14 protein-coding genes are annotated in these 24,443 nt (G+C 45.9%); 7 read left to right on the top strand and 7 right to left on the bottom strand.

From position 1 onward, the window contains the following. Positions 1-210 precede the first annotated feature (210 nt). Both KUA50_RS01380 and rbr read left to right on the top strand, forming a co-directional pair. A complete protein-coding gene (locus tag KUA50_RS01380; RefSeq protein ID WP_218456752.1) occupies positions 211-1,764 on the top strand; it encodes an endonuclease in 1,554 nt (517 codons plus the stop codon). 203 nt (positions 1,765-1,967) lie between these two features. Further along, complete coding sequence (rbr, locus tag KUA50_RS01375) at positions 1,968-2,510, top strand: rubrerythrin (RefSeq protein WP_218456753.1); 543 nt, start codon at positions 1,968-1,970, stop codon at positions 2,508-2,510. A 100-nt stretch (positions 2,511-2,610) separates the two neighbouring features. Here the strand turns inward: rbr and mutY are convergent, their stop codons facing one another. From mutY to KUA50_RS01355, 4 genes are read right to left on the bottom strand one after another with little or no spacing between them, the layout of a single operon-like run. Beyond that, positions 2,611-3,777 (bottom strand): A/G-specific adenine glycosylase, encoded by a 1,167-nt coding sequence (gene mutY, locus KUA50_RS01370; protein WP_218456754.1) that lies wholly within the window; start codon positions 3,775-3,777, stop codon positions 2,611-2,613. A gap of 57 nt (positions 3,778-3,834) precedes the next feature. After that, entirely contained in the window at positions 3,835-5,088 is a 1,254-nt protein-coding gene (locus KUA50_RS01365) for a mechanosensitive ion channel family protein (RefSeq protein ID WP_218456755.1), read from the bottom strand. Positions 5,089-5,099: 11 nt separating this feature from the next. Further along, the gene (gene dacB / locus KUA50_RS01360) at positions 5,100-6,428 is read right to left on the bottom strand and encodes a D-alanyl-D-alanine carboxypeptidase/D-alanyl-D-alanine-endopeptidase (RefSeq protein ID WP_256624229.1); all 1,329 of its coding nucleotides are present in this window, start codon (positions 6,426-6,428) and stop codon (positions 5,100-5,102) included. Between the two features lie 24 nt (positions 6,429-6,452). Beyond that, a complete protein-coding gene (locus KUA50_RS01355; protein WP_022111410.1) occupies positions 6,453-6,872 on the bottom strand; it encodes a PH domain-containing protein in 420 nt (139 codons plus the stop codon). Positions 6,873-7,134: 262 nt separating this feature from the next. Here KUA50_RS01355 and nadB point away from each other — a divergent pair, with 262 nt between their 5' ends. Beyond that, a complete protein-coding gene (nadB, locus tag KUA50_RS01350) occupies positions 7,135-8,724 on the top strand; it encodes an L-aspartate oxidase (RefSeq protein WP_218456756.1) in 1,590 nt (529 codons plus the stop codon). A gap of 213 nt (positions 8,725-8,937) precedes the next feature. On the opposite strand, the gene sprA is transcribed toward nadB, so the two are convergent. From sprA to axeA1, 3 genes are all read right to left on the bottom strand, one after another. Further along, entirely contained in the window at positions 8,938-16,791 is a 7,854-nt protein-coding gene (gene sprA / locus KUA50_RS01345; protein ID WP_413777437.1) for a cell surface protein SprA, read from the bottom strand. A 19-nt stretch (positions 16,792-16,810) separates the two neighbouring features. Then, positions 16,811-17,425: a Holliday junction branch migration protein RuvA gene (gene ruvA / locus KUA50_RS01340; protein ID WP_022111413.1), complete on the bottom strand. Its 615-nt coding sequence runs from the start codon at positions 17,423-17,425 to the stop codon at positions 16,811-16,813. Positions 17,426-17,780: 355 nt separating this feature from the next. Beyond that, positions 17,781-19,253, bottom strand: a complete 1,473-nt coding sequence (gene axeA1, locus KUA50_RS01335; RefSeq protein ID WP_256624230.1) for an acetylxylan esterase AxeA1 — start codon at positions 19,251-19,253, stop codon at positions 17,781-17,783. A gap of 180 nt (positions 19,254-19,433) precedes the next feature. On the opposite strand from axeA1, the gene sppA reads away from it, so the two are divergent. From sppA to thiL, 4 genes are all read left to right on the top strand, one after another. Beyond that, entirely contained in the window at positions 19,434-21,218 is a 1,785-nt protein-coding gene (gene sppA, locus KUA50_RS01330) for a signal peptide peptidase SppA (protein ID WP_218456758.1), read from the top strand. A 40-nt stretch (positions 21,219-21,258) separates the two neighbouring features. Further along, a complete protein-coding gene (gene lpxK, locus KUA50_RS01325) occupies positions 21,259-22,434 on the top strand; it encodes a tetraacyldisaccharide 4'-kinase (RefSeq protein WP_218456759.1) in 1,176 nt (391 codons plus the stop codon). Beyond that, entirely contained in the window at positions 22,319-23,128 is an 810-nt protein-coding gene (locus KUA50_RS01320) for a purine-nucleoside phosphorylase (protein ID WP_118116816.1), read from the top strand. Before lpxK ends, KUA50_RS01320 begins: the two co-directional genes overlap by 116 nt. Before the next feature lie 78 nt (positions 23,129-23,206). Beyond that, complete coding sequence (thiL, locus tag KUA50_RS01315) at positions 23,207-24,316, top strand: thiamine-phosphate kinase (RefSeq protein WP_218456760.1); 1,110 nt, start codon at positions 23,207-23,209, stop codon at positions 24,314-24,316. Positions 24,317-24,443 lie beyond the last annotated feature (127 nt).

Genomic DNA, 24,443 nt, shown 5'->3' with positions numbered 1-24,443 from the left:
GTAAGATTTTATTTTATCATTTTTGTATGTCACTCCAAAAATTTCACACATCATCCCTTCTTCCATAGGGCTTCCATGACTCTTATAATAAATTATTGTTTCATCATTGAAAATATTCATCCCCAAAAAAGGAGTTATCGGATTTTATTTGTATTTTTGCCATGAGATTCGGAGTTTCATATGTTTTAGCAACACAAAAAATGAATTCTTATGAGAAAAAAATTACTACTTTGGTCTCTTGCAATCATTGCATCAGCCCTGCCAGCTATTCCATCACTGGCACAAATTCCTGATGGATATTACAACTCGCTCAAAGGTAAGAAAGGAGCAGAACTGAAAACGGCCATATACAATATCATCAAAGACGCTAAGGTTCTTGAATATGGTAAAGGAAAGGGGTATACCTGGTGGGGTTTCTGGGATACTGACCGAGATGAACGTGGCTATTTCATCGACCGCTACTCTGCTGAGAAAGAATGGGTGAAATCTACTTCACAAGGTGCTGTGGGGGCAGGAATGAATATCGAACATTCCTTCCCGAAGAGCTGGTGGGGTGGTGCCACTTGCCAAGCTTATAAAGACCTCTACAACCTCATGCCTTGTAAAAGCAAAATTAATTCCACAAAAAGCAATTATCCAATGGGGGCCGTTGTGAGTGGAGACAAGGGTAATGGCTGGACAAAGGTTGGAAAAGGTAATGATGGAAAGTCGTATTGGGAACCTGCCAATCCTTGGAAAGGCGACTTTGCACGTGGTTATATGTATATGGCAACCACCTACCAGAACTACAACTGGAGTGGTCCCCAAGCGCATCAGATTCTACAGCAAGGTGCCTACCCTACTCTCCAACCATGGGCTTACCAGCTGTTTATCCAGTGGGCTAAGGGAGACAAACCTGATGCGCTCGAGATTAAGCGCAATGAGGATGTCTATCAGATACAGGGCAACAGAAACCCATACGTGGATTTTCCTAACCTGATGGAATATGTATGGGGTGACAGTATCAACAATGCCTTCGATCCGGAAAAAACCATGAAATCCACCGACTATAAGGATGGTGAAGGTGGAGGCGGAGGTACCATCACTCCTTCTCCTGACGAACCTGATAACATCTACAGTGCCGACTTTACCAGTGGAAAAGGTGGCTGTACTGAAAAGATTGTTAAGAATGAAAGCAGTAACACCTCCATCTGGAAACAAGACAGTCAATATGGCTGGAAAGGAACTGCTTACTCAGATAGAAAGAACCATGTCGCAGATGCTTATCTTTACTTGCCGGAAATCGAGCTGACGGATTACAGACATGCCACCCTGACCATCAATCAGGCCATCAATTACGCCAAGGGACAGGCACTGAAATATCTCTCTGTTGAGGCAACAGTGATAGATTCGGAAACTGGCGAGGATATCGTCAGCAAATTACCTGACTTAGCTGTTCCGAGCAAAGATGGTTGGGATTTTGCAGACTATGACCTGGATCTGTCTCAATATTGTGGCGGCAAGGTGAAACTCGCTTTCCACTATACGAGCGATAACGAGATCGGTCCATACTGGGAAATCCAGAAACTGAATATCACCGGCACCAAGGTTTCTACTGGCATCCACACTCCTGTCATCACAACCGACAACCATGGGGAGATTGATTTCAGTCTGCCATACCAGATTTTCACCATCGATGGAAGACAGATGACATCCACCTCTGGAATGAAGGGTGTCGTGATCATCAAACAGGGAAATGCGACTCGCAAGTTGATCAGATACTAAACTGAAATATTAAATTCAGAAATGAAAAACTAAAGATAAAGCGTACTGAATGTGTAGCCAAAAGCTTTCATTTAGTACGCTTTTCCGTTAAAAGTTGCAAAATAGAAGAAAAAAGATTTCTCGAAATTTGCAATATTGGAAAAATTACAATATCTTTGCAAAGAAGTTAGGAATAAGATTATTAACTTTTAAACAGATACATTATGAAAGAATTAAAAGGAACAAAAACAGAGAAGAACTTACAGGAAGCATTCGCAGGTGAGTCACAGGCTCGTAACAAATATACATACTTTGCTTCCAAGGCAAAAAAAGATGGTTATGTTCAGATCGCTAACATCTTTGAGGAGACAGCAGCTAACGAGAAAGAGCATGCCAAGTTGTGGTTCAAGTATTTGGAGGGCGGTGCTATCCAGGATACAGAGAAGAACCTGGAAGCTGCTGCCAATGGTGAGCATGATGAGTGGACAGAAATGTATCCACGCATGGCAAAAGAGGCTCATGAGGAAGGTTTCGAGGAGATTGCAGCCAAGTTTGAAATGGTTGCTGAAATCGAGAAGCATCATGAGGAGCGTTATCGCAAACTCTTGAAGAATGTAAAGGACAAGCTCGTCTTCTCTCGTGATGGCGATTGCATCTGGCAGTGCTCTAACTGCGGCCATATCGTAGTTGGCAAGCAGGCTCCTGAGGTTTGCCCAGTTTGCAACCACCCTCAGAGCTACTTCCAGATTGAAGCACAGAATTATTAATATTCTTTAGCTCTATAAAAGGTCCCACAGATTTCACTGATTTACACAGTTTTTTATCTCATAAAGATTTGTGTAAATTTGTGAAATCTGTGGGATTTTATTAGCAAGAAATCTTTTCTAACATCAGTTCTATCAGTCTTGGAATACCATAGTCTTCTATTTCCTCCTCCTTGATCCAGATATAATCATCGGGAAGCTGGGGACGTGCTTCGGTTTCCAACAGGTAAAAGTCAGCAAAAAGAATGCGATGGGTCAAGACATGCTTCACATCCTGAGCCAGCAGCTGCAGGGCATCTACGTTTGACAAGTGAAGGTCTGCTGCAAGTTCTTTCTGGAAAGAAGAAAGCTTCGTGAGAGAAGTCGAAAACTTTGTGGAAGACAGAGAGACCTGTGCGGAAGAAGGCGAGGCGCAGGCTTCAGCGATATCTGAAGCATTGAAAGGTTCCCATAATCCTTGCCAAATATCTCCCTCTCCCCTACGATGAATGGCAGTCTCACCCTTACACCTTATATATATATAGGAAAGATGACGGGTCTTCACCTTCATGGTCTTTTGCTTGACAGGCAGTTCGGCTACCCGATTGGTTCGCATCGCCTCGCAGGTTTCAGCAAGTGGGCAGAGCAGACATTTCGGAGACTGAGGGGTGCACTGAATTGCACCAAAATCCATCATCGCCTGATTATAGGCTGCAACCAGAGATAAAGACGATTGAAAATCGGAAGCCGGAGAGAAAGACGAGAGAGAATCGGAAGCCTTTGATGAAGGCAACAGAGACTGCGCCAAGGCTGCAAACTCCTTTTTGCCCTGCGTGGAATTGATGGGAGTATCAATGCCAAAATACCGGGCAAGGACACGATAGACATTACCGTCCACCACAGCAGCCGGAATATCGAAAGCAAAGGAACCGATAGCAGCTGCCGTATAATCTCCCACACCCTTCAGTTGTTTGATGCCTTCAAGCGTATCAGGAAAATGACCGAGTGCCACAATCTGCTTAGCTGCCGTATGGAGATTCCGGGCACGGGAATAATAACCCAATCCCTGCCAAAGTTTCAGGACTTCATCCTCATGGGCAGCCGCCAAATCCTGCACAGTAGGATATTGAGCCATAAACCGCTCCCAATACTCCCGCCCCTGGGCAATGCGGGTTTGCTGCAGGATAATTTCACTCAGCCAGATGGCATAAGGATTCTTAGTTTCGCGCCAAGGCAATTCTCTGCCATTCTCACGAAACCAGGAAAGTATTGTATTCGAAAAGCTATTCATATCGATAAAAATGCTCAAATCAAGTTTAAGTCAATACGGTTCCGGATACTGCTTGCATTACTGTTCCGGATATTGCTCATAAATCTTCAGTTCGAACTCATTGGCAAGCGCATAGGCATGCTCCATGATGTCAGCAAGAATATGCTCATAGTTGACCCAAACCTTATCCTTGATGAAGAAATAAAACTCAATCGGGAGTCCGCACTGCGTGGCTTCCAAATGGCGCACCATCAGCGTGAGTTCCGTATTGATTTCCGGACGCTGGCGCAGATATTTCTCCATAAACTTACGGTAGAGTTGCAGATTGGTTGGGGCAAGAGCTGCCGGATTCTTCAGGTCTTCTATATCCTTGCCTTCCTGTCTGTCTTTCTCCAAAGCCTTATGGAGAGATTCTTTCAGTTTGAAGGAATCTTCAGTTGCAAAATGCTTAGAAATCAACTTCTGTTTCAGCAAGTCATCTACCAGTCGGATGCTGCGGAAATCGAAGTAAACCAGGCGTTTCACCCGTCGTCCCCCACTATTCTGCATACCAATCCAGTTTTGGAAAGAACCATTCACCAAGGTGGTAGGAGAAATGGTGACGATGGTATTATCGAAGTTGCGCACCTTGACGGTAGTGAGCGACATTTCCTCCACGATACCGTTGGCATCCACCGACTTCACCGTAATCCAGTCGCCCTTATGGAGCATATCGTTGCTCGTAAGACGGACACCAGAAGCCAAACCCGTAATCGTATCCTTGAAAACCAGCATGAGGACTGCAGAAGTGGCACCCAATCCAGCAAACAAGGTAAGCGGACTCTTGCCCAACAGGATGGCCACCACCACGACACCTGCAACAAAGAGCATGAGAACCCTGAGCACGCCACAGAAAGTATGAAAATACTGTTGAGCAGAGGACCGGCGATCCTTGGCATCTTCCAGTCCTTTGAAAGACCCGATGAAAACCAGGACGGTTCTCACAGACATCACCACGATATAGATGCCCGTAGCTCTTTCGAGGATTTCCTTGAAAATCGGATATTCCAGATAGATAAGTGGCATGAGCGACCAGATGACGACAGCCGGCACAATATGGCAAGCCGAGTTGAGTACCTTCTTATTGAAAAGCACATCATCCCAGGAAGCCTCCGTCTTCTCCGTAATCTTGGAGATAAGCGGCACGAGAATCTTACGACAAAGGAAATCGCTTATAATTGCCAGCAGAATAGCGGTAACTGTAAGCAACAAATGGCGGAGAACGGGTACGGAATCGCCCGAAACACCAGCCCACACCATCATTTCGTCCACAAATTTACGTATTTCTTCCATATATCAAGTCTTTACGGTTGGCAAAGCAACTCACACACCTTGTCTGCAAAAGAGCGTGCATTATTGCTATGCATAATACCATTATTGAGAATCGAGAAGCAAAGATCGTGGCCATTTGCCGCCTTGCAGTAACCGGCAAGACCAATAACACCTGTCACCGTGCCCGTTTTAGCCTTCACATTGCCATGAGCAAAACCGGAGCGCATTCTCCTCTTCAAAGTACCATCCACACCAGCAATTGGCAAGGACTGTTTGAGATGCGGCAAGATGTTCTCGTCCTGGTAAGCATAGCGAAGGAGTTTGACCTCCAGTTCGGCAGAAACATAGTTGTAGAGAGAAAGACCGGAGCCATCCGCAAACTTATATCGGGCAGGATCAAGTCCAATCTTTCTGACCAGTTGTCGCTGCACATTTCTGGCACTCTTGGCACTTGCCGGACGGTTGCCAGTAGAAGATGCAATCTGATAATACATGCTTTCGGCATAGAGATTATCACTGTCTTTCATCATCTTGTGCAAAATCTGGTCCATCGTATGGAAACGGGTACAGATGGTGAAAGCACTTGCAGGACAGCGCTTCACGGAAGTTCCGGAACCTGCATAGAAGATACCAGCGTCCTTCAATTTGGCGAGAAATCTTTCCATGAAAATATCCTTGCGTCCAAAAACCAATGGGGATAGCACGGGATTATCATCATCCCAGCACCAACCTTCGCCCAACAGGTCTTCGTCCTTCATCGAGCGGTCGGCATAGATGCTGCCCTGAATACTATCCACGCCCATATCTTTGAGACTGGTGACAAAGGCGGTCATATCATCATTATTGAAACGAGGGTCCATACCTCCAATGCAATACACGTCGCCCTTGAGCACCCCATTATCAATCGTGCCCGTATATTTCAGTGTCGTTTTAAACTGGTAAGAACCACCCAACTTATCGAGTGCCGTAATCGCCGTCACGAGTTTCATGGTGCTGGCAGGACGCATCAGTTGGCGCTCACGGAAGCGGTAGATACAAGAATCAGCCTCCAGGTCCCAAACCATGATGCCCACCTGAGAAGTTTCAAACATTTTGCTTTTGAGGAGTTTATCAAGTCCCACCTTCACGGTTTCCGTCCAAGGCAATCGCAAAGTATCAGCAGCAATAGACTCCACCATCGCGGAGTCTTCCACAGCAGAATCTTCACTATCCTCCACGACCTCCTCGTCCTGCTCAGGATTCGCATCATTTACCAGAACGTCCTGATTCTCCTGATTTTTTACAATTTGAGCCTGCATATTGGGGAGACAGAGCGTCATCACCATCAGAAGACTCATCGCATATTTTATCATCTTATTCATTTCTAATTTTTCAATTTTCATTTGTCATTTTTCATTTTTTATTCTTTTCTCGATTTCCCGGATAAAACTTTCCTCATTATCAGGCTGCAGGCTGACCAGTTTGTTAGCTCCCACCTGAATGACGAGAGCATGGTCGAGTCCCCAACACGTCTTCATTGGTTCCACGCTGACAATATCGCACACTGGAATGGTCTGGTTTCGGGAGAATCGCCCCTCATTGATGACGATGAAATCCATTTCCTCATCCCGGTCGATAGGTTGCACCCTTCGGAAAGTATAAGTTGTATTCAGAATGCGCTCGATCATGCCCACAATGACGATGGCGAGCAGGATGCCGATGATAGCCACCTTCACCCAGAAGAAATAACCGGTGAGGAGCGCAAATACCGCCACGCCACATTTGGCAGGAACCGAAAAACGCTTATGAAAAGTTCTGTCTGTCATACCTTATTATATATATGTTAAGTCACCCCGAAGCCACCAATTAGCACCTCACAAGGGTTTAGATTTACAAAAAACACTGCAAAATTACAAAAAATCCGTCTCTTATTACTCATTTTAAAGATAAATTATTACTTTTGCAACGAATTAAGGTTTCATCCCTTACAATCTTAAGGGAAGTGCAGGGTAAAACCATCGCAAAATGAAATAAAAATGAATACTCTTTTCCATAGGAAAAAGAGATAAACTGATAAAATAAACTCAAATGGTTTATAAGTATGATTTTCTGATTATCGGTGCAGGAGTTGCCGGTATGAGTTACGCCCTGAAAGTAGCCAGAGCGAAAAAAGGTAAAGTGTGCATGATCTGCAAGACCTCTCTCGACGAGGCCAACACTTCATTTGCACAAGGTGGTGTCGCATCAGTTACCAACCTGGAGGTGGATAACTTCGACAAGCACATCCAGGATACAATGATTGCTGGTGACTACATCAGTGACTACAAAGCAGTAAAACAGGTTGTTACCAAGGCACCAGAGCAGATCAAGGAACTGGTGGAATGGGGAGTCAACTTCGACAAGCAGCAGGACGGCAAGTTCGACCTTCACCGTGAGGGCGGACACAGCGAGTTCCGCATCCTCCATCACGCCGACGATACCGGTGCTGAAATCCAGAGAGGACTGATGGAAGCTGTACGCAACAATCCTGACATCGACATCAAGGAGAACCACTTCGCGGTGGAGATTATTACCCAGCACCACTTGGGTGCACGCGTTACCCGTCGCACTCCTTACATCAACTGCTACGGAGCCTACGTCCTCAATCCAGATACACAGAAAGTAGATACTTATCTCAGCAAGGTGACCGTGATGTGTACAGGTGGTTGCGGTGCGGTCTATCAGACCACTACCAACCCGATTATTGCCACAGGCGATGGTGAGGCGATGGTCTATCGTGCCAAGGGAACAGTAGCCGACATGGAGTTTGTACAGTTCCACCCTACTGCCCTCTATCATCCGGGCGAAACTCATCCTGCGTTCCTCATCACAGAGGCCATGCGTGGCTACGGCGGTATTCTCCGTTTGCCTAACGGCGAGAGTTTCATGGAGAAATATGATGAGCGCCTGAGCCTTGCCCCTCGTGACATCGTGGCTCGTGCCATCGATAAGGAAATGAAGATTCACGGTCTTGACCATGTTTGTCTCGATGTGACCCATAAGAATCCGGAGGAGACCAAGCATCACTTCCCTAACATCTATGCAAAGTGTCTCAGCATCGGCATTGATATTACGAAGGATTATATTCCTGTTCGTCCTGCAGCCCACTACATGTGTGGCGGTATCAAAGTAGATCTGAACGGTTGTTCCAGCATCAACCGCCTCTATGCTTTAGGCGAATGCTCCTGCACAGGTCTTCATGGCGGCAACCGACTGGCGAGCAACTCACTCATCGAGGCCGTCGTTTATGCAGATACAGCAGCCAAGCACAGTATTGAGCATGTGGATGAATACGACTTCAACGACAAGGTGCCTGAATGGAATGATGAGGGTACCATGACCAATGAGGAGAAGGTGCTCATCACCCAGAGTATCAAGGAAGTGGGCGAATGCATGAGCAACTATGTGGGAATCGTGAGAAGTGACCTGCGCCTGAAGCGTGCCTGGGATCGTCTCGACCTGTTGTATGAAGAGACTGAAAACCTCTTCAAGCGTGTGAAAGTAAGCAAGGATCTCTGCGAGTTGCGCAACATGATCAATGTAGGTTACCTCATCACCCGTATGGCCATCGAGCGCAAGGAAAGTCGCGGTCTTCACTATACCATCGACTATCCGGTTCATGCCTACGACAAGAAATAAAGATTTGATAATCAACAAAACTTTTAAATATTTGTGCTCCCCGCATGGGAGCTATTCAACCACGAAAGGGCTGGAGCCTCATCGCTACCAGCCCTTTCGTTTTTTCATAGTTTTTATTCATCGGGATTTTTCATCGGAGTTTTTTTGTCACGCAGATTTCGCAGATGACAAAAAACGTGAGTAATCCGATGAAGAAAAAGTCCGATGAAGAATCTATCTCGTCAAGGAGAACTTGATGCTCAGACCGAAGTCTTGTGTCGTCGTCGGATAACTGCTGCTTGAAAGCAGAGGCGTATTCGTCTGACGATCGTAGTAGAAACTCATGGTGAGCATCTTACTCAAGGTATAGTCGGCAGAGAAACTCAACTTCAATGCATTATTGCCGCTGCTGGCACTGCTCATCATGGAGGCAATGTCTCTTACGATGGCAGCCTGCTTGCGGAAACTGAAGTCCAAGCGCAGGTTCAGGTCATGGTTGGTGCCATAAGAATTGCTATTGGAAGAATTCTTCTGCTTGTCAGCCGAACCTTTACCCTTACTCTTGACAGCCTTACGCTTACCTCCCATTCCGAAGAGATGGAAGTTGTTCATGCGATAGCCCATTCCTATCACCCAGTCCTTGCTCACAGCCTCATTGAGCTGAATACTTGTCATACTGAGGTTCATCACGCGCGTCTGGCGATATTCACCCTTCAGCGTCATATTATTATTGAACGTCAGATCAAGTCCCAGCAATGGCGAGAAAGCCTCATTGATGCTCACCTGCGAAACATTGAACATGCTGCTTGGTGAAGGATTGCCGGTAGTGGCATCCTCGATGAAGCCCAAACCATTCATATACTCCTGGAAAGTGCTGTAACTGTTGTAGCTTCCAACGGCGAACACACTCTTATAGGAATGATTGATGTTCACACTCTTGAAGTGGTCGCGGAACCAAGGCAACTTACCTAATCCACTATACTTAACAGTCCAGTTAGGCAGCAATCGGCTCAAAGCCGGGAAGATGGAGAGCGACTTGCCACCCATGCTGGTATAAGCATTGAGGAAGGCAGGCACCATCACATCAGCACTATACTGGTTGACAGGTGTACGGGAAGCATCAAACTTGCCACCACCGAGACTGGAACCAGCAGGATAAATCATTCCAGCATATTGCTGTTCCACCCGATTGCGGAAGTCCTGCAGAGAGCCCACGAACTTTTCGAAGGTCTTGCTGCGGTAACCACTGTTAGCATCTCCCATTCCCTCGAAAGCAGAACCAATAGAGATGGTAGTCATTTGGAAGCTTCCGCTCTGGGTAGTAGGAGTTCCCTCATACATATACTGTATGCTCTTCTGCGTGGTCATGGTACGCATGGCATTCAGGTCAATCTTCAAGTTCTTCACAGGTTCCAGCGTCATACGAATCTGGAGATCTTCCGTTTTGCTCGTAGCAGCAGGAGTAGCGATGGAATCGTTGAGCAACAACCAGTCGTGCTCTCTTGCCTTCTCGATGTAACTATCGCCAACGAAACCGAAGGCGAAATCCAGACCCGGTGACATGATGCCCTGTTTGGTTTGTCCGAAAGCATCACCGATCGTAGGCAGGAAGCCTGGCAACGTGAGCTGGTAGTTGTTGCGATAACTGAAGCTCACATTTCTTGCCATCATTGCCACACGGGAAATAGCCTGCATGGTCTTGTACCAAGCCTTCTCCTCCAGCGGAGCCTTCGGAAGCACATTCACCTTCAACTTCGTAGCAGAATCCACCTTAGAGGTAATGCGGATTGTGTTATTATCCAACACCTTATATTTCAAGTGGAAGGCCTTTCCATCCTCAGTCTTAGCCGAAACAATCAGACGCTTCGTATTCTTACCGTGCTTTACGTCCACATATTTTTTCTTCGAATCATCCTTCTTGGACTTATCCTTTTTAGACTTCTTAGACTTTTCAGCATTCTTTGTTTCAGCCTCATCTCCAGAAGCCTCAGTCTTTTCCCCGGCAGCCTCATCCTTCTCTTTTTTCAAGTCTTTAGCATCAGCTAATAAAGGCAGGAGGGTGATTTCCTGTTCGAAGGATCTCTTGTTGAGCGGCAATCGCTTCTTCTGCTCCTGAGCTTTCTTGTTGTTTTTGCTTGTCCACTCCTTCACAGCCTCCTCAGGATCCTTACCAGCATCAATTGCCTCCTGGCGAACCTTAGCCAATTCCTGTTTGCGCTTCTGCGCCTCCTGTTTAGCCTTTTCCTTCTCCTGCTTCTTTTTCTGAATCTGCGAGCGGGAAGGTTCCTTGTCAAATTTCTGGTTGGCAGCCTTGAGGAACGGTACATGATTGTAGAGTTTCACCAGATTGAACGTACCATTGAGGTTTAAACTACGATTGGTGTTGATGGTATTTCCATACGAAACACCGTCCTCATCCTCCGTACCCTTGTTCCAGGAATAGGTGGAATTGTAGGAAGCATCAGCATTAACCCAGTCGAAGATTGGAATCAGATTGAGCGGCAACTGATAGGAAGCCGTAAAGGTCTGATTATAATCCAATGGTGCTCCCCAGTGCTTGATGCTGGTCCAAACAGAATCTTTCCAGGCATGGTACTGGTCAGCATAGAGATCCTTATTGATTGGGGTATAAGGTTCTTCTATCTGTGCATGGGTGGCACTCTGGAAGTTCATGTGCAGATTCTTGGTCAAGTCCCAGCGCATAGAGAACTCACGGTTCCAGAGGAACTGTTCGCTGAACGACAGAGGCAACTGTGAATTCTCCGTCGATTCCATATCGCGTTCCTGCAACTCATAATAGTTGCGGGTCATCTCCGTATTGAATGCCACATTCTGCGGCAGCCAGTTCAGTCCGAAGCGCTTCAGGATATCCAACCACTTGCTCTTGTTCTTCAACTTCTTGAAAGGTTCCCATGCCTTATAGACCGGAGTCCAGGAATAGTCGAGCGAACCGCGCCAGTTGTCTTCATTCTCATAGACCGTCGTCTCGCCCTGCGTATGCTGGTGGGAATGACTGTAGGAGAACGAGAAGTTGGCAGGGTCGTAAGGCATCGGATGGCGCTTGGTAGCAATTCCGACACGGGCATTGGAGATGGAGAAGTTGGTATTCACCACCTTCGTCACAGCAATATTCTCGATAGAATCCCGTTCCGCCTTAGAGCCTGTAGCATCCAGTGCATCCTGGAGTTCCATATCCGTATCCAGCGGATTGTACTTCGGAGAAGTCTTCTCCTTGGTCACACTATAATATAAAGGTATGCTCACCTTCGCCTTGTCAGGGAAGAACTTACCCATTTCCAAGCTCGTAGTCACGCTGTATGCCCCATAACTGTCGGTACTGCGACTTGCCACCTTGTCTTCCAGTCCACCGAATCCCTCGCTGGTATAACGACCAGTAGCATTGACACTACCCCAGTCAGACAACTGAACATTCAGATTGGCATTCGCAGCCCATCCACCCTTGTTGTTATGTTCCAGAAGTCGGAGTTCATTGACCCAGACTTCACCGCTCTTCACATCGCCAGAGTTGTTGCGAACACCAATCATCATGGTTTTCACCTCACCCAAGGTAGGATTTCCCACCAAGGTCATCTTGTTGTTCGGATGATTGCTGTCATAAGCCACGAAAGGCTGCGAGAACGAAGCCATGCCCATTGCCTTGGCCTTGTTGCGTTCCTTCTTCAGGGCGGTGAACACACTCATCTGGATATCGAGCATATTTTCCTCAGGCCATACAGCCTTGCAGTCTTCCAATGAACGGCGACTGTACTTACCTTCCGGAGTCAACTTCAGCGGAATCTCATATTCATAATAGTTGTTCTTATAGTCATTACCCAGACGGATGAACACAGAGAGTTGGTTATCTCTCAGGTCGGTGGTGTTCTGAGCGAGTGCATTGGCATGGGTAAACATCTGGATGCGCTTATACTGACGCAGGTCGAGGGTGGTATTCTTGTAAACCGCCTTGGCCTCACCGGTACTTAAATTCTTGACCACAAGGCTCAGCGCCTGTTCATTCTCCTCCACCAACTGAGGTTGTGAAGGGTCCTGCCCACGACGGATGCCAGGAGGAAGCACATAGTTGACCGGAGTCTTCTCGGCATTTTCCTCAATGCTCACCGCACTTGCTTCCAGCGTACCACCATTGGCAGCACTGAGCGGCTGGTCGTAAGTACGCCAGGTGCCACGTACCAGATCCAGAGTTCCGAAACGCATCACGATAGGTTTCTCAAAATTGGTAAGGAACATACGCATAAAGCGGATGCTGGAGAAGTCATTGATATTGCCCACCCTCGATTCATACTGATCTACCGGGATACGGAACTGGTACCAGGTGACCGTCTCATTCTTCGTTCCATTAGGCAAACTTGGTGTATATTCCCGTTTGTCAACGATATAGTTCTTACCCACCACAAGGTCTTCCGGACGGATGCTGACATGATACTGGAAATACTTCTCATATTCATTGAGGGTGTAGTCCTGGTTGATATCTTCCACATCCGGTGTAGATTTATAGGAAGTATCATAGCTCTCAGTACGGCTGTCGCTATCCGGAGAGTTACCCTGCGGATTGTTGATGAATTTATAGCGGTACAAGATAGGCGCCTGCATCTGATCCCAGTCAGAACCACGGTAATAGTGATAATCATCACGGGCTGGGTCAGCAAAGATACTGTCGAAAACCGCCTGATTGACCTTGCCCTGTATCTGGTCGAGGTAGGCGCTGCGATAGAATTCCTGTTCCTCCGCATCAGTGAGTCCGTTGAAACCCACATCCTGCAAGGCACGGCTTCCACTGGTTGTGGCAAAGGCATAAGTAACCGTACTCTGCGTAGGGATCTTACCCCACTGAGAGTAGGTAAAACTGTTGCTGCCATCTACAGGCATTCCGCTCTCATAGAATTTCTTTCCATCACGGAGAATATCCTCACTGATTTCTCCTAAGTTGATATAGAAATCACCGCCATAGAGACGGGCATCAGGCTGCTGATTGCTATAGATGAATGGGTCCAGCATCCAGAATTCGATATATTCCACATTCGCCTGCTCGAAGTCATTCGTATCCAACTTGCGCATCATACCACCCCAGTGCTTCTGAGGATTGGCAAGGGTACCATCCGCCTGGAGATCAGCCACATTGAAGTTGTACGGACCGCGCTCATTCGGATAGAAGGCAATGTTCATCGCATTCACTGTACTCGTCTCCGTACTATAGGTCTGTTGCTGACGAAGTGGGAACAACTCTCTCATGTAGATGGCTCTCACATAGTGATTGCTCAGCTGATTGAGGTCGCTCTTGATATGTCCCGGAGTCAGCGTACTACCCTTTCTGTTGAAAAGTGGGTCGATCGTGTACCATGCCATCTGGCTTCTGTTGAATCCACTCGTCAATCCCGTCTTGTCCTTATTTTCAGGGAACATGGAAGGAACACTGGAGAGGAACCATGAGGTAGGAGTCATCACATCAATACTGCTCTTAGTGGACTCGAAATCATCCAGATAAGAAGCATTGTCCTGTGTTCCGCTCGCCTGTCCGGCAATCAGTTGGGCAAACTCTCCAGTAAAGGAAATCTGCGATGGTTGAGTAAGATGCAGGAACGGAATCTTGTCGAGCACATTCGTCAGCCACTGACTTTCCTTCTTCCAGTTGATGTTGATACCCCAGAGGGTATTCTTCACCGGTTCCTCTCCCATAGCCACCTTGGTGAGGAGCGGTTGTTCACTCAAATGCTGGAACGTACCGCTCAGTTGGAAATTCTTCGAGAAGTCGTATTCCCAGTTGAGTCCAAACATCGTCTTGCGCATCATACCATAGTCGGTATTGCTTTCAAGCGAAACATTGACGGGTGTTCCTGCATCGATGATGCTCTGATTGAGAATCGTCACTTCACCGGCATTGTAATCTACAGAATAGTCAGAACCTTCGGTGAGCGTAACACCACCGGCAGTCACCATCACCGAACCCTGCGGAACATTGTATGCTCCGAGGGAAATGACATTGGAAGAAGAACCCTTGAACTGACCCACCAGCAGGTACTTGTTCTTCTCGGCTATCTGTTTGGCTACCGTCTTCGTACTGTCATAAAGAGCCGTAAAGGCATATTTCTCCGCCTGTTCAGCAGCCACGCCCTTACTCTTCAGATATTCGTACATATAACTACCGAAAGGTTCTACTTTAGGAATGAAGACGCTTCCGTTGGAAACCGTATAACCCTCTACGTAGTCGTAGTAACCATTGCTATGAGCATTGTTATTATTGTCAAGACGGTCGGCTCCCAATACCTTGATGAGTGGCGTCTGCTTCACTTGCTTTTCAGGGATATAGGTGATATAAACACCCGTCGTATCGCTCTGGAATTTCACGTCGAGTCTGAACTTTTCCTTCTCTATCTGGGAAGCTAAGTTATAGACATTTTTCATCATCAGTTTCCAGTTGCCCTGCTGCGGATTGTTGCTGGTATTCTTGAGAGATTTCACGAAGAGACCCTGCTTGGTGTCAGTAACGTCGCTGGCAAACTCACCCACCTGGTAAGTGACACCACCATACGTATATTCGTATGCCACTGCCAGAACCTGGTCGGTCTGCAACTGGTTTCGCAAGGAAATATAACCCATCGCTGTATTCACCGTATATTCCGATGAATTCAGAAGACGCGCATTCTCCAACTTTTCAAAATCATTACCACCGACAAGTCCAGCACCTTCCAGCGTAGAAGAAGTCTGATTCGCATCACGGGCAGCACTGTACTGGTTGACCATTGCATCATACTCCGTATTCGCCTTGTTGGCTGGGACCACGGTTCCTCCCACAGCCCACATCGGATTGCTTACCTTCTCGTTTTCACCCAAGTCGGTAAGCGCCACGATGTTTCTCGTATTCTCAGACGAACCCGTCTTATTGGTAACCCAAACCTCCACGCGGTTGATGGTAATACCGGTAGTAAGGTTAGGCAATTTCTGCATCCATCCATCATAATGGTTGCGGAAGTATTGTGAAAGGAAGAAGTGCTTGTTCTCCTCATAGTCGGTCACGTTCTTTTCAAAAGGCGTAAGCTGGACGCCACCCTTAGAGGAAACGCTTTTGGAGGAAGACTTCTTCTGGGAAATGACGGTTTGCAACTTGAGTTTACCAAACTGCAAATCGGTGCGGAAGCCGAAAAGACTGCTGGCTCCACGAATGAGTGACGAGTTGGAAGGAAAAGACACATTACCCGCCTCTACGAGTTTGATGATTTCATCTTCCTTGCCATCGTACTTGAGCTTCATATTCTGAGCATCATAATCGAAAGTAGCATCCGTGTTGTAGTTCAAGTTCATATTGACCTTATCACCGACACGACCATTGACATTGAGATTGATTTTCTCATCGAAATCCATCATCGTCGTCTTGCGGTTTCGGATAGGAAGCGAAGGATTATCCACATTCTTTTTCTTCACACCAAACTTCAATTCGGCCGTACCCTGCGTTTTCACACGAATACCACCCGGACCGAAAATCTTCTCAGCCGGTCCTAAATCAAAGTGCATATCCGTAAAGTCGAATTTCTCCTTACCCTTAGCCTTGAAGATTTCATCATTCTGCTTACGGTAATAGGCATTACGTTCCTGCATCTCGCTCCAGACGAGATACTCCTTCGGGGTAAGCATGATAGGCGCAGTTATCCAAGTATTCCCGAGCCGATTACCAATCACATATCGGTCGAGCGTATCATTATACTCCACCTGGTACTTCATGTTGTCAGGACGCTGCAGGTCGAGCGGACTTTGGTAAAGGTCGCGGAGGGTAATCGGTTGGGTGCGCTGCACAGGCCAACGGGGGTGCAGCAGACTGTCAGGAACAGAATCCTCATCAGAAAGAATTGGCTGTGCTGTGATTCCATTCTTCGCAGCCGCTCCATTCCTTGTTTTTTGTGTATTTTGTCGATTCTGAGAGCCCTGTTTTTTTTGCCGCGAGATGTCAGACTGCTGGTTTCTGTTGCGCGTTCTGTCATCTTGAAGGTACGGCAAGCCGATGGCATTGCCAATGACTGAAGTCAAGAGCAATGCCATCAACAAATATGCGTATTTTATATTTTTTATTCTAAACATCAAAAAACTGTCGTGAAAATTATTTAATCTGCTTCAAGGCCAACTTGATTACTTCCTCCACCTTAAGATCAGGTTTCGCTTTCAGAATTTCTATGACCACCTTAGCGGAAGGAGCCGGAGAGAATCCAAGCATGGTAAGCGCACTCACTGCCTCATCCTTCACATCATTGTTGACCATATCCACATTACCTCCATTGGCAGGTAATTCATTGGCAATACCCAAAGACACAATTTTGTCCCTGAGGTCAATAATGATACGTTGTGCCGTTTTCAGTCCGATGCCTTTCACGCTTTTCAGTATTTTCTCATCTCCAGAGGAAATCACATTGCAGAGTTCAGAAGGAGACAAGGAGGAAAGAATCATCCTCGCAGTATTAGCACCCACTCCCGACACAGTGATGAGCAGGCGATAAAGTTCCCTTTCCTGTTTGCTGGCAAAGCCGAAAAGAGTATAGGAATCATCTCTTCCGCCTGCCACCAGTACTTCATGTACATAGAGTTTCACCGTTGCTTTTCCCTGAATAGCCGTATAAGTATTCAGTGATATGTTAAGTCCATATCCTACCCCAGCAGTTTCCAGAACAGCCATGGTAGGAGTCAAGTCTGTCAGTTCTCCCTTGATATATTCTATCATCTTTATGCTTTTTTATTTTACGCTACTTTATTTTTGCTATCATTCAATAGATCTCGGAACAATTCCCCCAAAACAGGGAATTATCATAAATAACAGAGAATCTATCCATTAAATATCAGAGAATCTATTAAATAATATTTAATAAACGGAGAATCAGGGAAAATATTGCCACAAAAAGTATTTTATTACCAAATATCACTAAAAAAGAAAGGATGTGGTATCAATCAAATCCTATACACACTGAAAAATCCCACAGATTTCACCGATTTACACAGATCTTTTTGAAGCCAAAAAATAAATTTGTGTAAATCGGTGAAGTCTGTGGGACTATGTATTTTATTTTAAGAGAAGGGGTTTATGATTTCTTCTTAGAAGTCTTTTTGGATTTCTTTGCTTTCGTTTGAGACTCTTTCGCTTTGGTTCCCTTCTCAGGACTTGTCAAAGCCTCATATACAATACCAGCCAATTTCTCAGCACCCTTGGCATTCGGATGAATACCATCACCCAACATCATATTGCTGAATGTAAATTGGGAATGGAGGTCGAGATAATGACACTTATTCTTCTTTGCCAACTTCTGCAACACAGGAATCTCACCATTCACGATTACACTATCATTGATGGTCCAGCTGCCCTTGAAAGCAGGAATTGGAGAACAAAGATAAATCTTCGGATGGCTTGGCAATGCCTTCAAGGTGTCTATCATCGCCTGCATACTCTGACTATATTCCTCTGCTCCATGCGCCCAATTATGAGTCTTGGAGTCATTGGTGCCCAACTTGATCACTACGATATTAGGCAAGAAAGCCTGCGCATCCTTCCAAGCTAACTCCTTCATATAAGGAATATCGCCCTTGTTCATCATCGTACGGGCAGACACACCAAAGTTTTTCACCTCAAAATCTACTCCCAACTTCTTCTGCAACTGGGCAGGATAGCCTTTATCCTCCGCATTCATAATACCAAATCCATCCGTAATCGAATTGCCGATACATGCCACACGGACAGCATTTTCTTTAGGAGCCTTAAAGCTCTGCAACCACGCCGTCAGATCTGCAAGCATCTGGTCGTGATGCTTGAAATTGCTGCGGAATCCCCAACCATGACCGCCAGTTGGATAGACATGCAGTTCACAATCGTTTCCTGCCTGATGCATACGGGTATAATAAGCCACGCCATTGGTAACAGGAGGAACCACATTGTCGTCATTCGACATCAGGAGAATCGCACGAGGTGTCAGATGACCATGAACAGCCTTGTCATTAGACCATTCTTCAACCGACTTAGGATTAGACTTGCGCTCATCACCCAGGAAATTGACACAAGAACCTTTATGAGTAATGCGCTCATCCATCGAGATAACCGGATAGAAGAGTATAGAAAAATCAGGACGAGCAGCATATTCTGCATGCGTACTGACAGAAGAAGCAAGATGACCACCAGCAGAGAATCCCATAATACCTACATCCTGAGGATTTATATGCCATACAGATGCGCTATCTCTTACCGTACGGATAGCCTGATAAGCATCTCCCAAAGGAATATTTCTATTTCCATTAGGCATGCGATATTTTAATACAAAAAAGGCAATGCCCTGTTTGTTGAAGAACTCAGCCCACTGATGTCCCTCATGATCCATTGCTAAGTGAGAATAACCACCACCAGGACAATCTACGACTGCTCGACCTGTAGGATTCTGAGGAAGATAACAGGTGAGTTCACTTTTACCATCTGCACTGTTTTTCAGTACAAATTTACGGGCTGTTGACTGAGCTGACAGATTGATGACCGCCAGCATCATAGCACAAAACGCAAATAACTTTTTCATTGATTTATCATTGATTAGGTTTACATTTCATCTTTTGTGTGCAAAGTTACGTAATTTTCGGCTAACACAACGCTTTATTTTCATCATTTTTTGGTTATTTCGTACAAATAACTTTGTCGTTTGTTTCTTTTTTACTAAATTTGCAGAAAATTCTGAACTATAACGTAAAAAGTCGTGATTATGAAACAATTTTTCAAGAATGTAGCAGCCACCATTGTTGGCCTTTTCGCCTTTTGCCTCATCTTAGGCATTTTCGGCTTCATCAGTCTCATCGGCATGATTGCTTCCAGCAATAATACCCCTACTATCAAAGACAAATCGGTCATGGTGCTCACGCTACAAGGGGAAATCATCGACAGAGCAGAAGACAATTGGTTGGGGCAGATTACCGGCAACCAGTTCAACACGCTCGGTATGAACGAAATACTTTCTGCCATCAAGAAAGCCAAGACAGAAGAAAAGATAAAAGGAATCTATCTGGAAGCTGGTGTCTTACAGGCTGACTATGCCACAATCCAGGAAATACGCAATGCACTCGCTGATTTCAAGAAGAGCGGCAAATGGATTATTGCTTACGGCGACGCCTTCTCGCAAGGCAGCTACTATTTAGCTTCCGTTGCCAACCAGGTTTATGTAAACCCAGAAGGTAATGTAGATTGGCACGGAATCTCATCTCAACCACAATATATCAAGGATGTGGCTGCCAAGTTTGGTGTCCATTTCACGGTGGTAAAAGTGGGTAAATATAAAAGTTTTACGGAAACCTACACCGAGGATAAGATGAGCGACGCCAACCGTGAGCAGGTTTCACGCTATATCAACGGACTCTGGCAACAGATGCTGACGGATGTTTCCAACAGTAGAAAAATCAGCAAGGACTCACTCAATCACTATGCTGACGGACTCATGGTGTTCGACGACAGCAAACTCCTGAAATCACGTAAATTCGTGGATGGTTTCTGCTATTATGATGAGATCAGGAATATCGTAAAGAAGCAACTCGGTCTGAAAGCAGACCAGAAGATAGCTCAGGTTTCCATGAAAGATGTCAACGCTGCTATCAATGACAACAATATGATGGGCGACAAAATCGCAGTCTATTACTGTCAGGGTAGCATCGTGAGAATGGCTACTCCAAGTATTTATGGAGACGAGCAGCAGATAGTCAGTTCTGATGTCGTCAGAGATCTGGAAGACCTGGCTGAAGACAAGAACGTAAAAGCCGTGGTTCTCCGCATCAATTCCGGTGGCGGTGATGCTTATGCCTCAGAACAAATCTGGCATGCTGTAAGCGAGTTGAACAAGAAGAAACCTGTAGTTGTTTCCATGGGAGGCATGGCTGCTTCTGGAGCTTACTACATGAGCATGGGTGCCCGATATGTGATGGCCCAGCCTACTACCCTGACAGGCAGTATCGGCATCTTCGGAGCATTACCAGACTTCAGCGACCTACTGACCAAGAAATTAGGATTCAAGTATGATGAAGTAAAAACCAACAAGAACAGCGCCTATATGGGTGCCGGAACAGCCCGTCCATGGAGTCAGGAGGAAATCACCCATCTACAGGCTTATGTCAACCGTGGCTATGCCCTGTTCCGCAAGCGTGTGGCAGACGGAAGAAAGATGAACGTGGAGGAAGTTGAGAAAATCGCTCAGGGAAGAGTCTGGCTCGGAACAGATGCCAAGAAGATCAAGCTGATTGACGGATTCGGAAGTCTGGACGATGCCATTGTCAAAGCGGCACAGTTGGCAAAGATTTCAGATTATCAGACGACAGAATACCCTATGCAGGCAGACTGGATGGAGCAACTCCTTTCTCAGGTATCAGACAATAGTGGCAACTATCTGGACGAGCAGTTGAAACTGACGCTCGGCAACCTCTACCAGCCATTTGTAATGATACGTAATATGAAGGAAAAAGAACCAGTGCAAGCAGCTCTACCATTCTTCCTGAATATCAACTAAAGGGATTTATATATATATATATAATAAGGTATAAGAAACAATGAGAACAGAAGGCGACCTTATCAAGATCAACGATTGGCTGCTACCATTCAGTTGGATTTACGGCAGCATAGTGAGATTTCGCAACTGGCTCTTCGATATAGGTCTCAAGAAGAGCAAGTCATTCTCCATACCCATTATCTCAGTGGGCAATATCACTGTGGGCGGTTCCGGAAAGACACCCCATGTGGAATACTTGATACGCCTGTTGCACGACAAAGCAAAAATTGCCGTGCTATCACGTGGTTATAAGAGAAAAAGTCATGGTTATATACTTGCCAACGAAAGTACGACCATGCCGGAAATAGGTGACGAGCCTTTCCAAATGCACGAGAAATTCTCTGATATCTATGTGGCTGTAGATGCAAAACGGGCAAGAGGTATCGAGAACCTGCAGAATGATGAGGCAAGCAAGGACGCAGATGTCGTCCTGCTCGATGATGCTTTCCAGCACCGGTATGTAAAACCTGGCATCAACATTCTCCTGGTAGATTATCACCGTCTGATCATCTACGACAAGATGTTGCCGGCAGGAAGATTGCGTGAACCTTTGAGCGGTAAGAACAGAGCAGACATCGTCATCATCACCAAGTGTCCAAAAGATCTGAAGCCGATGGAATTCCGTGTGCTGACCAAAGCCATGGACCTCTATCCTTTCCAGAAACTCTACTTCACCAGCATCGACTACGACACACCGAAGGGAGTATTCGAGGAAAAGCAGATAGGACTCGACAAGCTACAGGATTATCATGTCTTGCTACTCACAGGAATCGCTTCACCCAAGCAGATGGAGCATGACCTGAAGCCAATGACAAAGGATATCACAAACTTATCATTCGGCGACCATCACAGTTTTAAAGGCAAGGATATCGACCGCATCAACGACGCCTTCGAATCCATGCCAGAGCCACGCATCATCATCACTACAGAAAAAGATGCAGTAAGACTGAGAGAAACGGAGGGACTATACGAAAAAGTTAAGTCAAACATGTACGAACTACCTATCAAGGTAAGCTTCATGCTTGACCAACAAGATAATTTTAACGAAAAAATAATAAGCTATGTACGAAAGAATTCAAGAAACAGCATCCTGGCTAAGAGAAAGGATGACAACAAGTCCAAAGACAGCTATCATTCTGGGAACAGGTCTCGGACAATTAGCTTCAGAAATAACTGACAGTTATTCATTCCCATATAGTGAAATTCCAAATTTCCCAGTATCAACCGTAGAAGGACATGCAGGAAAACTCATCTTCGGAAAATTGGGCGGCAAAGACATCATGGCTATGGAAGGCCGTTTCCACTTCTATGAGGGTTACAGCATGAAAGAGGTGACATTCCCAGAGCGCGTCATGTATGAGCTGGGCATCGAGACCCTCTTCGTCAGCAATGCTTCAGGTGGTATGAATCCAGAGTTCCACGTAGGCGACCTGATGATTATTGATGACCATATCAATTTCTTCCCAGAGCATCCATTGCAGGGTAAGAATTTTCCTACCGGACCTCGCTTCCCTGACATGCATGAAGCTTATGACAAGGGATTGCGCGACCTTGCCGACGGAATCGCTAAAGAAGTAGGCATTGAGGTGAAACATGGTGTATATGTAGGAGTACAGGGGCCAACCTTCGAAACTCCAGCAGAATACCGCATGTACCGCATCTTAGGAGGCGATGCAGTAGGCATGAGTACCGTGCCTGAGGTCATTGTAGCCCGACACTGCGGCATCAAGGTTTTCGGCATCAGCATCATTACCGACTTGGGTGGATTTGACGTTCCTGTACAGGTGAGTCATGAGGAAGTGCAGATTGCAGCCAATAATGCTCAACCTAAGATGACAGAGATTATGCGTGAGATGATCCGCAGATCTTAAAGAACAGGAAACACTTAGCATGAAAAGTGAAGCCTCCGCACCTTCACTTGTTTTTTTAACACTTAATATTTTCAGAAATTGGACATAGCAAAATTGGGTGAGTTTGGTCTTATCGACCATCTCACCAAAGGACACGAAAACAAGAATGCCTCTACCGTTTATGGTGTAGGTGATGATTGTGCCGTGATGCACTATCCTGACAAGGAAGTATTGGTTACCACCGATATGCTCATGGAAGGCGTGCATTTCGACTTGACGTACATAGACTTACAGCACCTTGGATATAAAAGTGCAATGGTGAACATCAGCGATATCTTTGCCATGAACGGAACGCCAAGACAAATGGTTGTAAGTATTGCCTTGAGTAAACGTTTCAAGGTAGAAGACATTGACGAGTTTTACAAAGGACTCCGTATGGCTTGCAACAAATGGGGTGTTGACATCGTAGGCGGTGACACCACATCTTCCTATACCGGACTTGCCATCAGCATCACCTGTATCGGTGAGGCAAACAAGGAAGATATCGTATATAGAAGTGGAGCCAAGGAGACTGACCTCATCTGCGTAACGGGTGACCTCGGCGGTGCCTATATGGGTCTGCAACTTCTGGAGCGAGAGAAAGCCGTTTACTATGGACAGGTGGAAGATATTCGCAAGAAAATAGCTGAAGCCAAGCATAACGGTGATACGGTGAAAGTCTCTGCACTCAATGAGGAGTTGGCCAATATGCGCAATTTCCAACCAGACTTTGCTGGAAAGGAATATTTACTGCAACGCCAATTGCAACCAGAAGCTCGCGGTGACATCATAGCCCAATTGCGTGAAGCAGGTATTCGACCTACAGCCATGATGGATATTAGTGACGGACTCAGCAGCGAACTAATGCACATCTGTGAACAGAGTCACTGCGGATGTCGTGTATATGAGAAAAACATTCCAATAGACTATCAGACGGCAGTAATGGCAGAGGAATTCAACATGAACCTCACTACCTGTGCCATGAATGGTGGCGAGGATTACGAACTTCTCTTTACTGTACCAATAGGCGATCATGCCAAAATCGAGGAAATGGAAGGTGTGAAGCAGATAGGCTACATCACGCAAGAGAATCTCGGCAAGTACCTGATTACCCGCGACGGACAGGAATTTGAACTGAAAGCACAGGGTTGGAACCCTCTCAAAGACTAAATTCAATAAGGAAGAGCGTTTCAATACGACTTCATACGCTACAGAAAGGTGATTTTAGTTAATAAACATTAAGCAAGAGAAATTCTGATAATTTCTCTTGCTCAATTCAAAAACTTATTGTACCTTT

The organism is Segatella hominis (genome assembly GCF_019249725.2).
In the GTDB taxonomy this organism is placed as follows: Bacteria; Bacteroidota; Bacteroidia; order Bacteroidales; family Bacteroidaceae; genus Prevotella.
This window is presented reverse-complemented; position numbering and strand designations above follow the sequence as displayed.

Bases quoted from the DNA above. Each gene is read 5' to 3' on its own strand.
- sppA (WP_218456758.1), top strand. From the start codon at position 19,434: ATGAAACAATTTTTCAAGAATGTAGCAGCCACCATTGTTGGCCTTTTC.
- rbr (WP_218456753.1), top strand. From the start codon at position 1,968: ATGAAAGAATTAAAAGGAACAAAAACAGAGAAGAACTTACAGGAAGCA.
- lpxK (WP_218456759.1), top strand. From the start codon at position 21,259: ATGAGAACAGAAGGCGACCTTATCAAGATCAACGATTGGCTGCTACCA.
- ruvA (WP_022111413.1), bottom strand. From the start codon at position 17,425: ATGATAGAATATATCAAGGGAGAACTGACAGACTTGACTCCTACCATG.
- KUA50_RS01355 (WP_022111410.1), bottom strand. From the start codon at position 6,872: ATGACAGACAGAACTTTTCATAAGCGTTTTTCGGTTCCTGCCAAATGT.
- KUA50_RS01320 (WP_118116816.1), top strand. From the start codon at position 22,319: ATGTACGAAAGAATTCAAGAAACAGCATCCTGGCTAAGAGAAAGGATG.
- KUA50_RS01365 (WP_218456755.1), bottom strand. From the start codon at position 5,088: ATGGAAGAAATACGTAAATTTGTGGACGAAATGATGGTGTGGGCTGGT.
- nadB (WP_218456756.1), top strand. From the start codon at position 7,135: ATGGTTTATAAGTATGATTTTCTGATTATCGGTGCAGGAGTTGCCGGT.
- KUA50_RS01380 (WP_218456752.1), top strand. From the start codon at position 211: ATGAGAAAAAAATTACTACTTTGGTCTCTTGCAATCATTGCATCAGCC.
- mutY (WP_218456754.1), bottom strand. From the start codon at position 3,777: ATGAATAGCTTTTCGAATACAATACTTTCCTGGTTTCGTGAGAATGGC.
- dacB (WP_256624229.1), bottom strand. From the start codon at position 6,428: ATGAATAAGATGATAAAATATGCGATGAGTCTTCTGATGGTGATGACG.
- sprA (WP_413777437.1), bottom strand. From the start codon at position 16,791: ATGTTTAGAATAAAAAATATAAAATACGCATATTTGTTGATGGCATTG.
- axeA1 (WP_256624230.1), bottom strand. From the start codon at position 19,253: ATGAAAAAGTTATTTGCGTTTTGTGCTATGATGCTGGCGGTCATCAAT.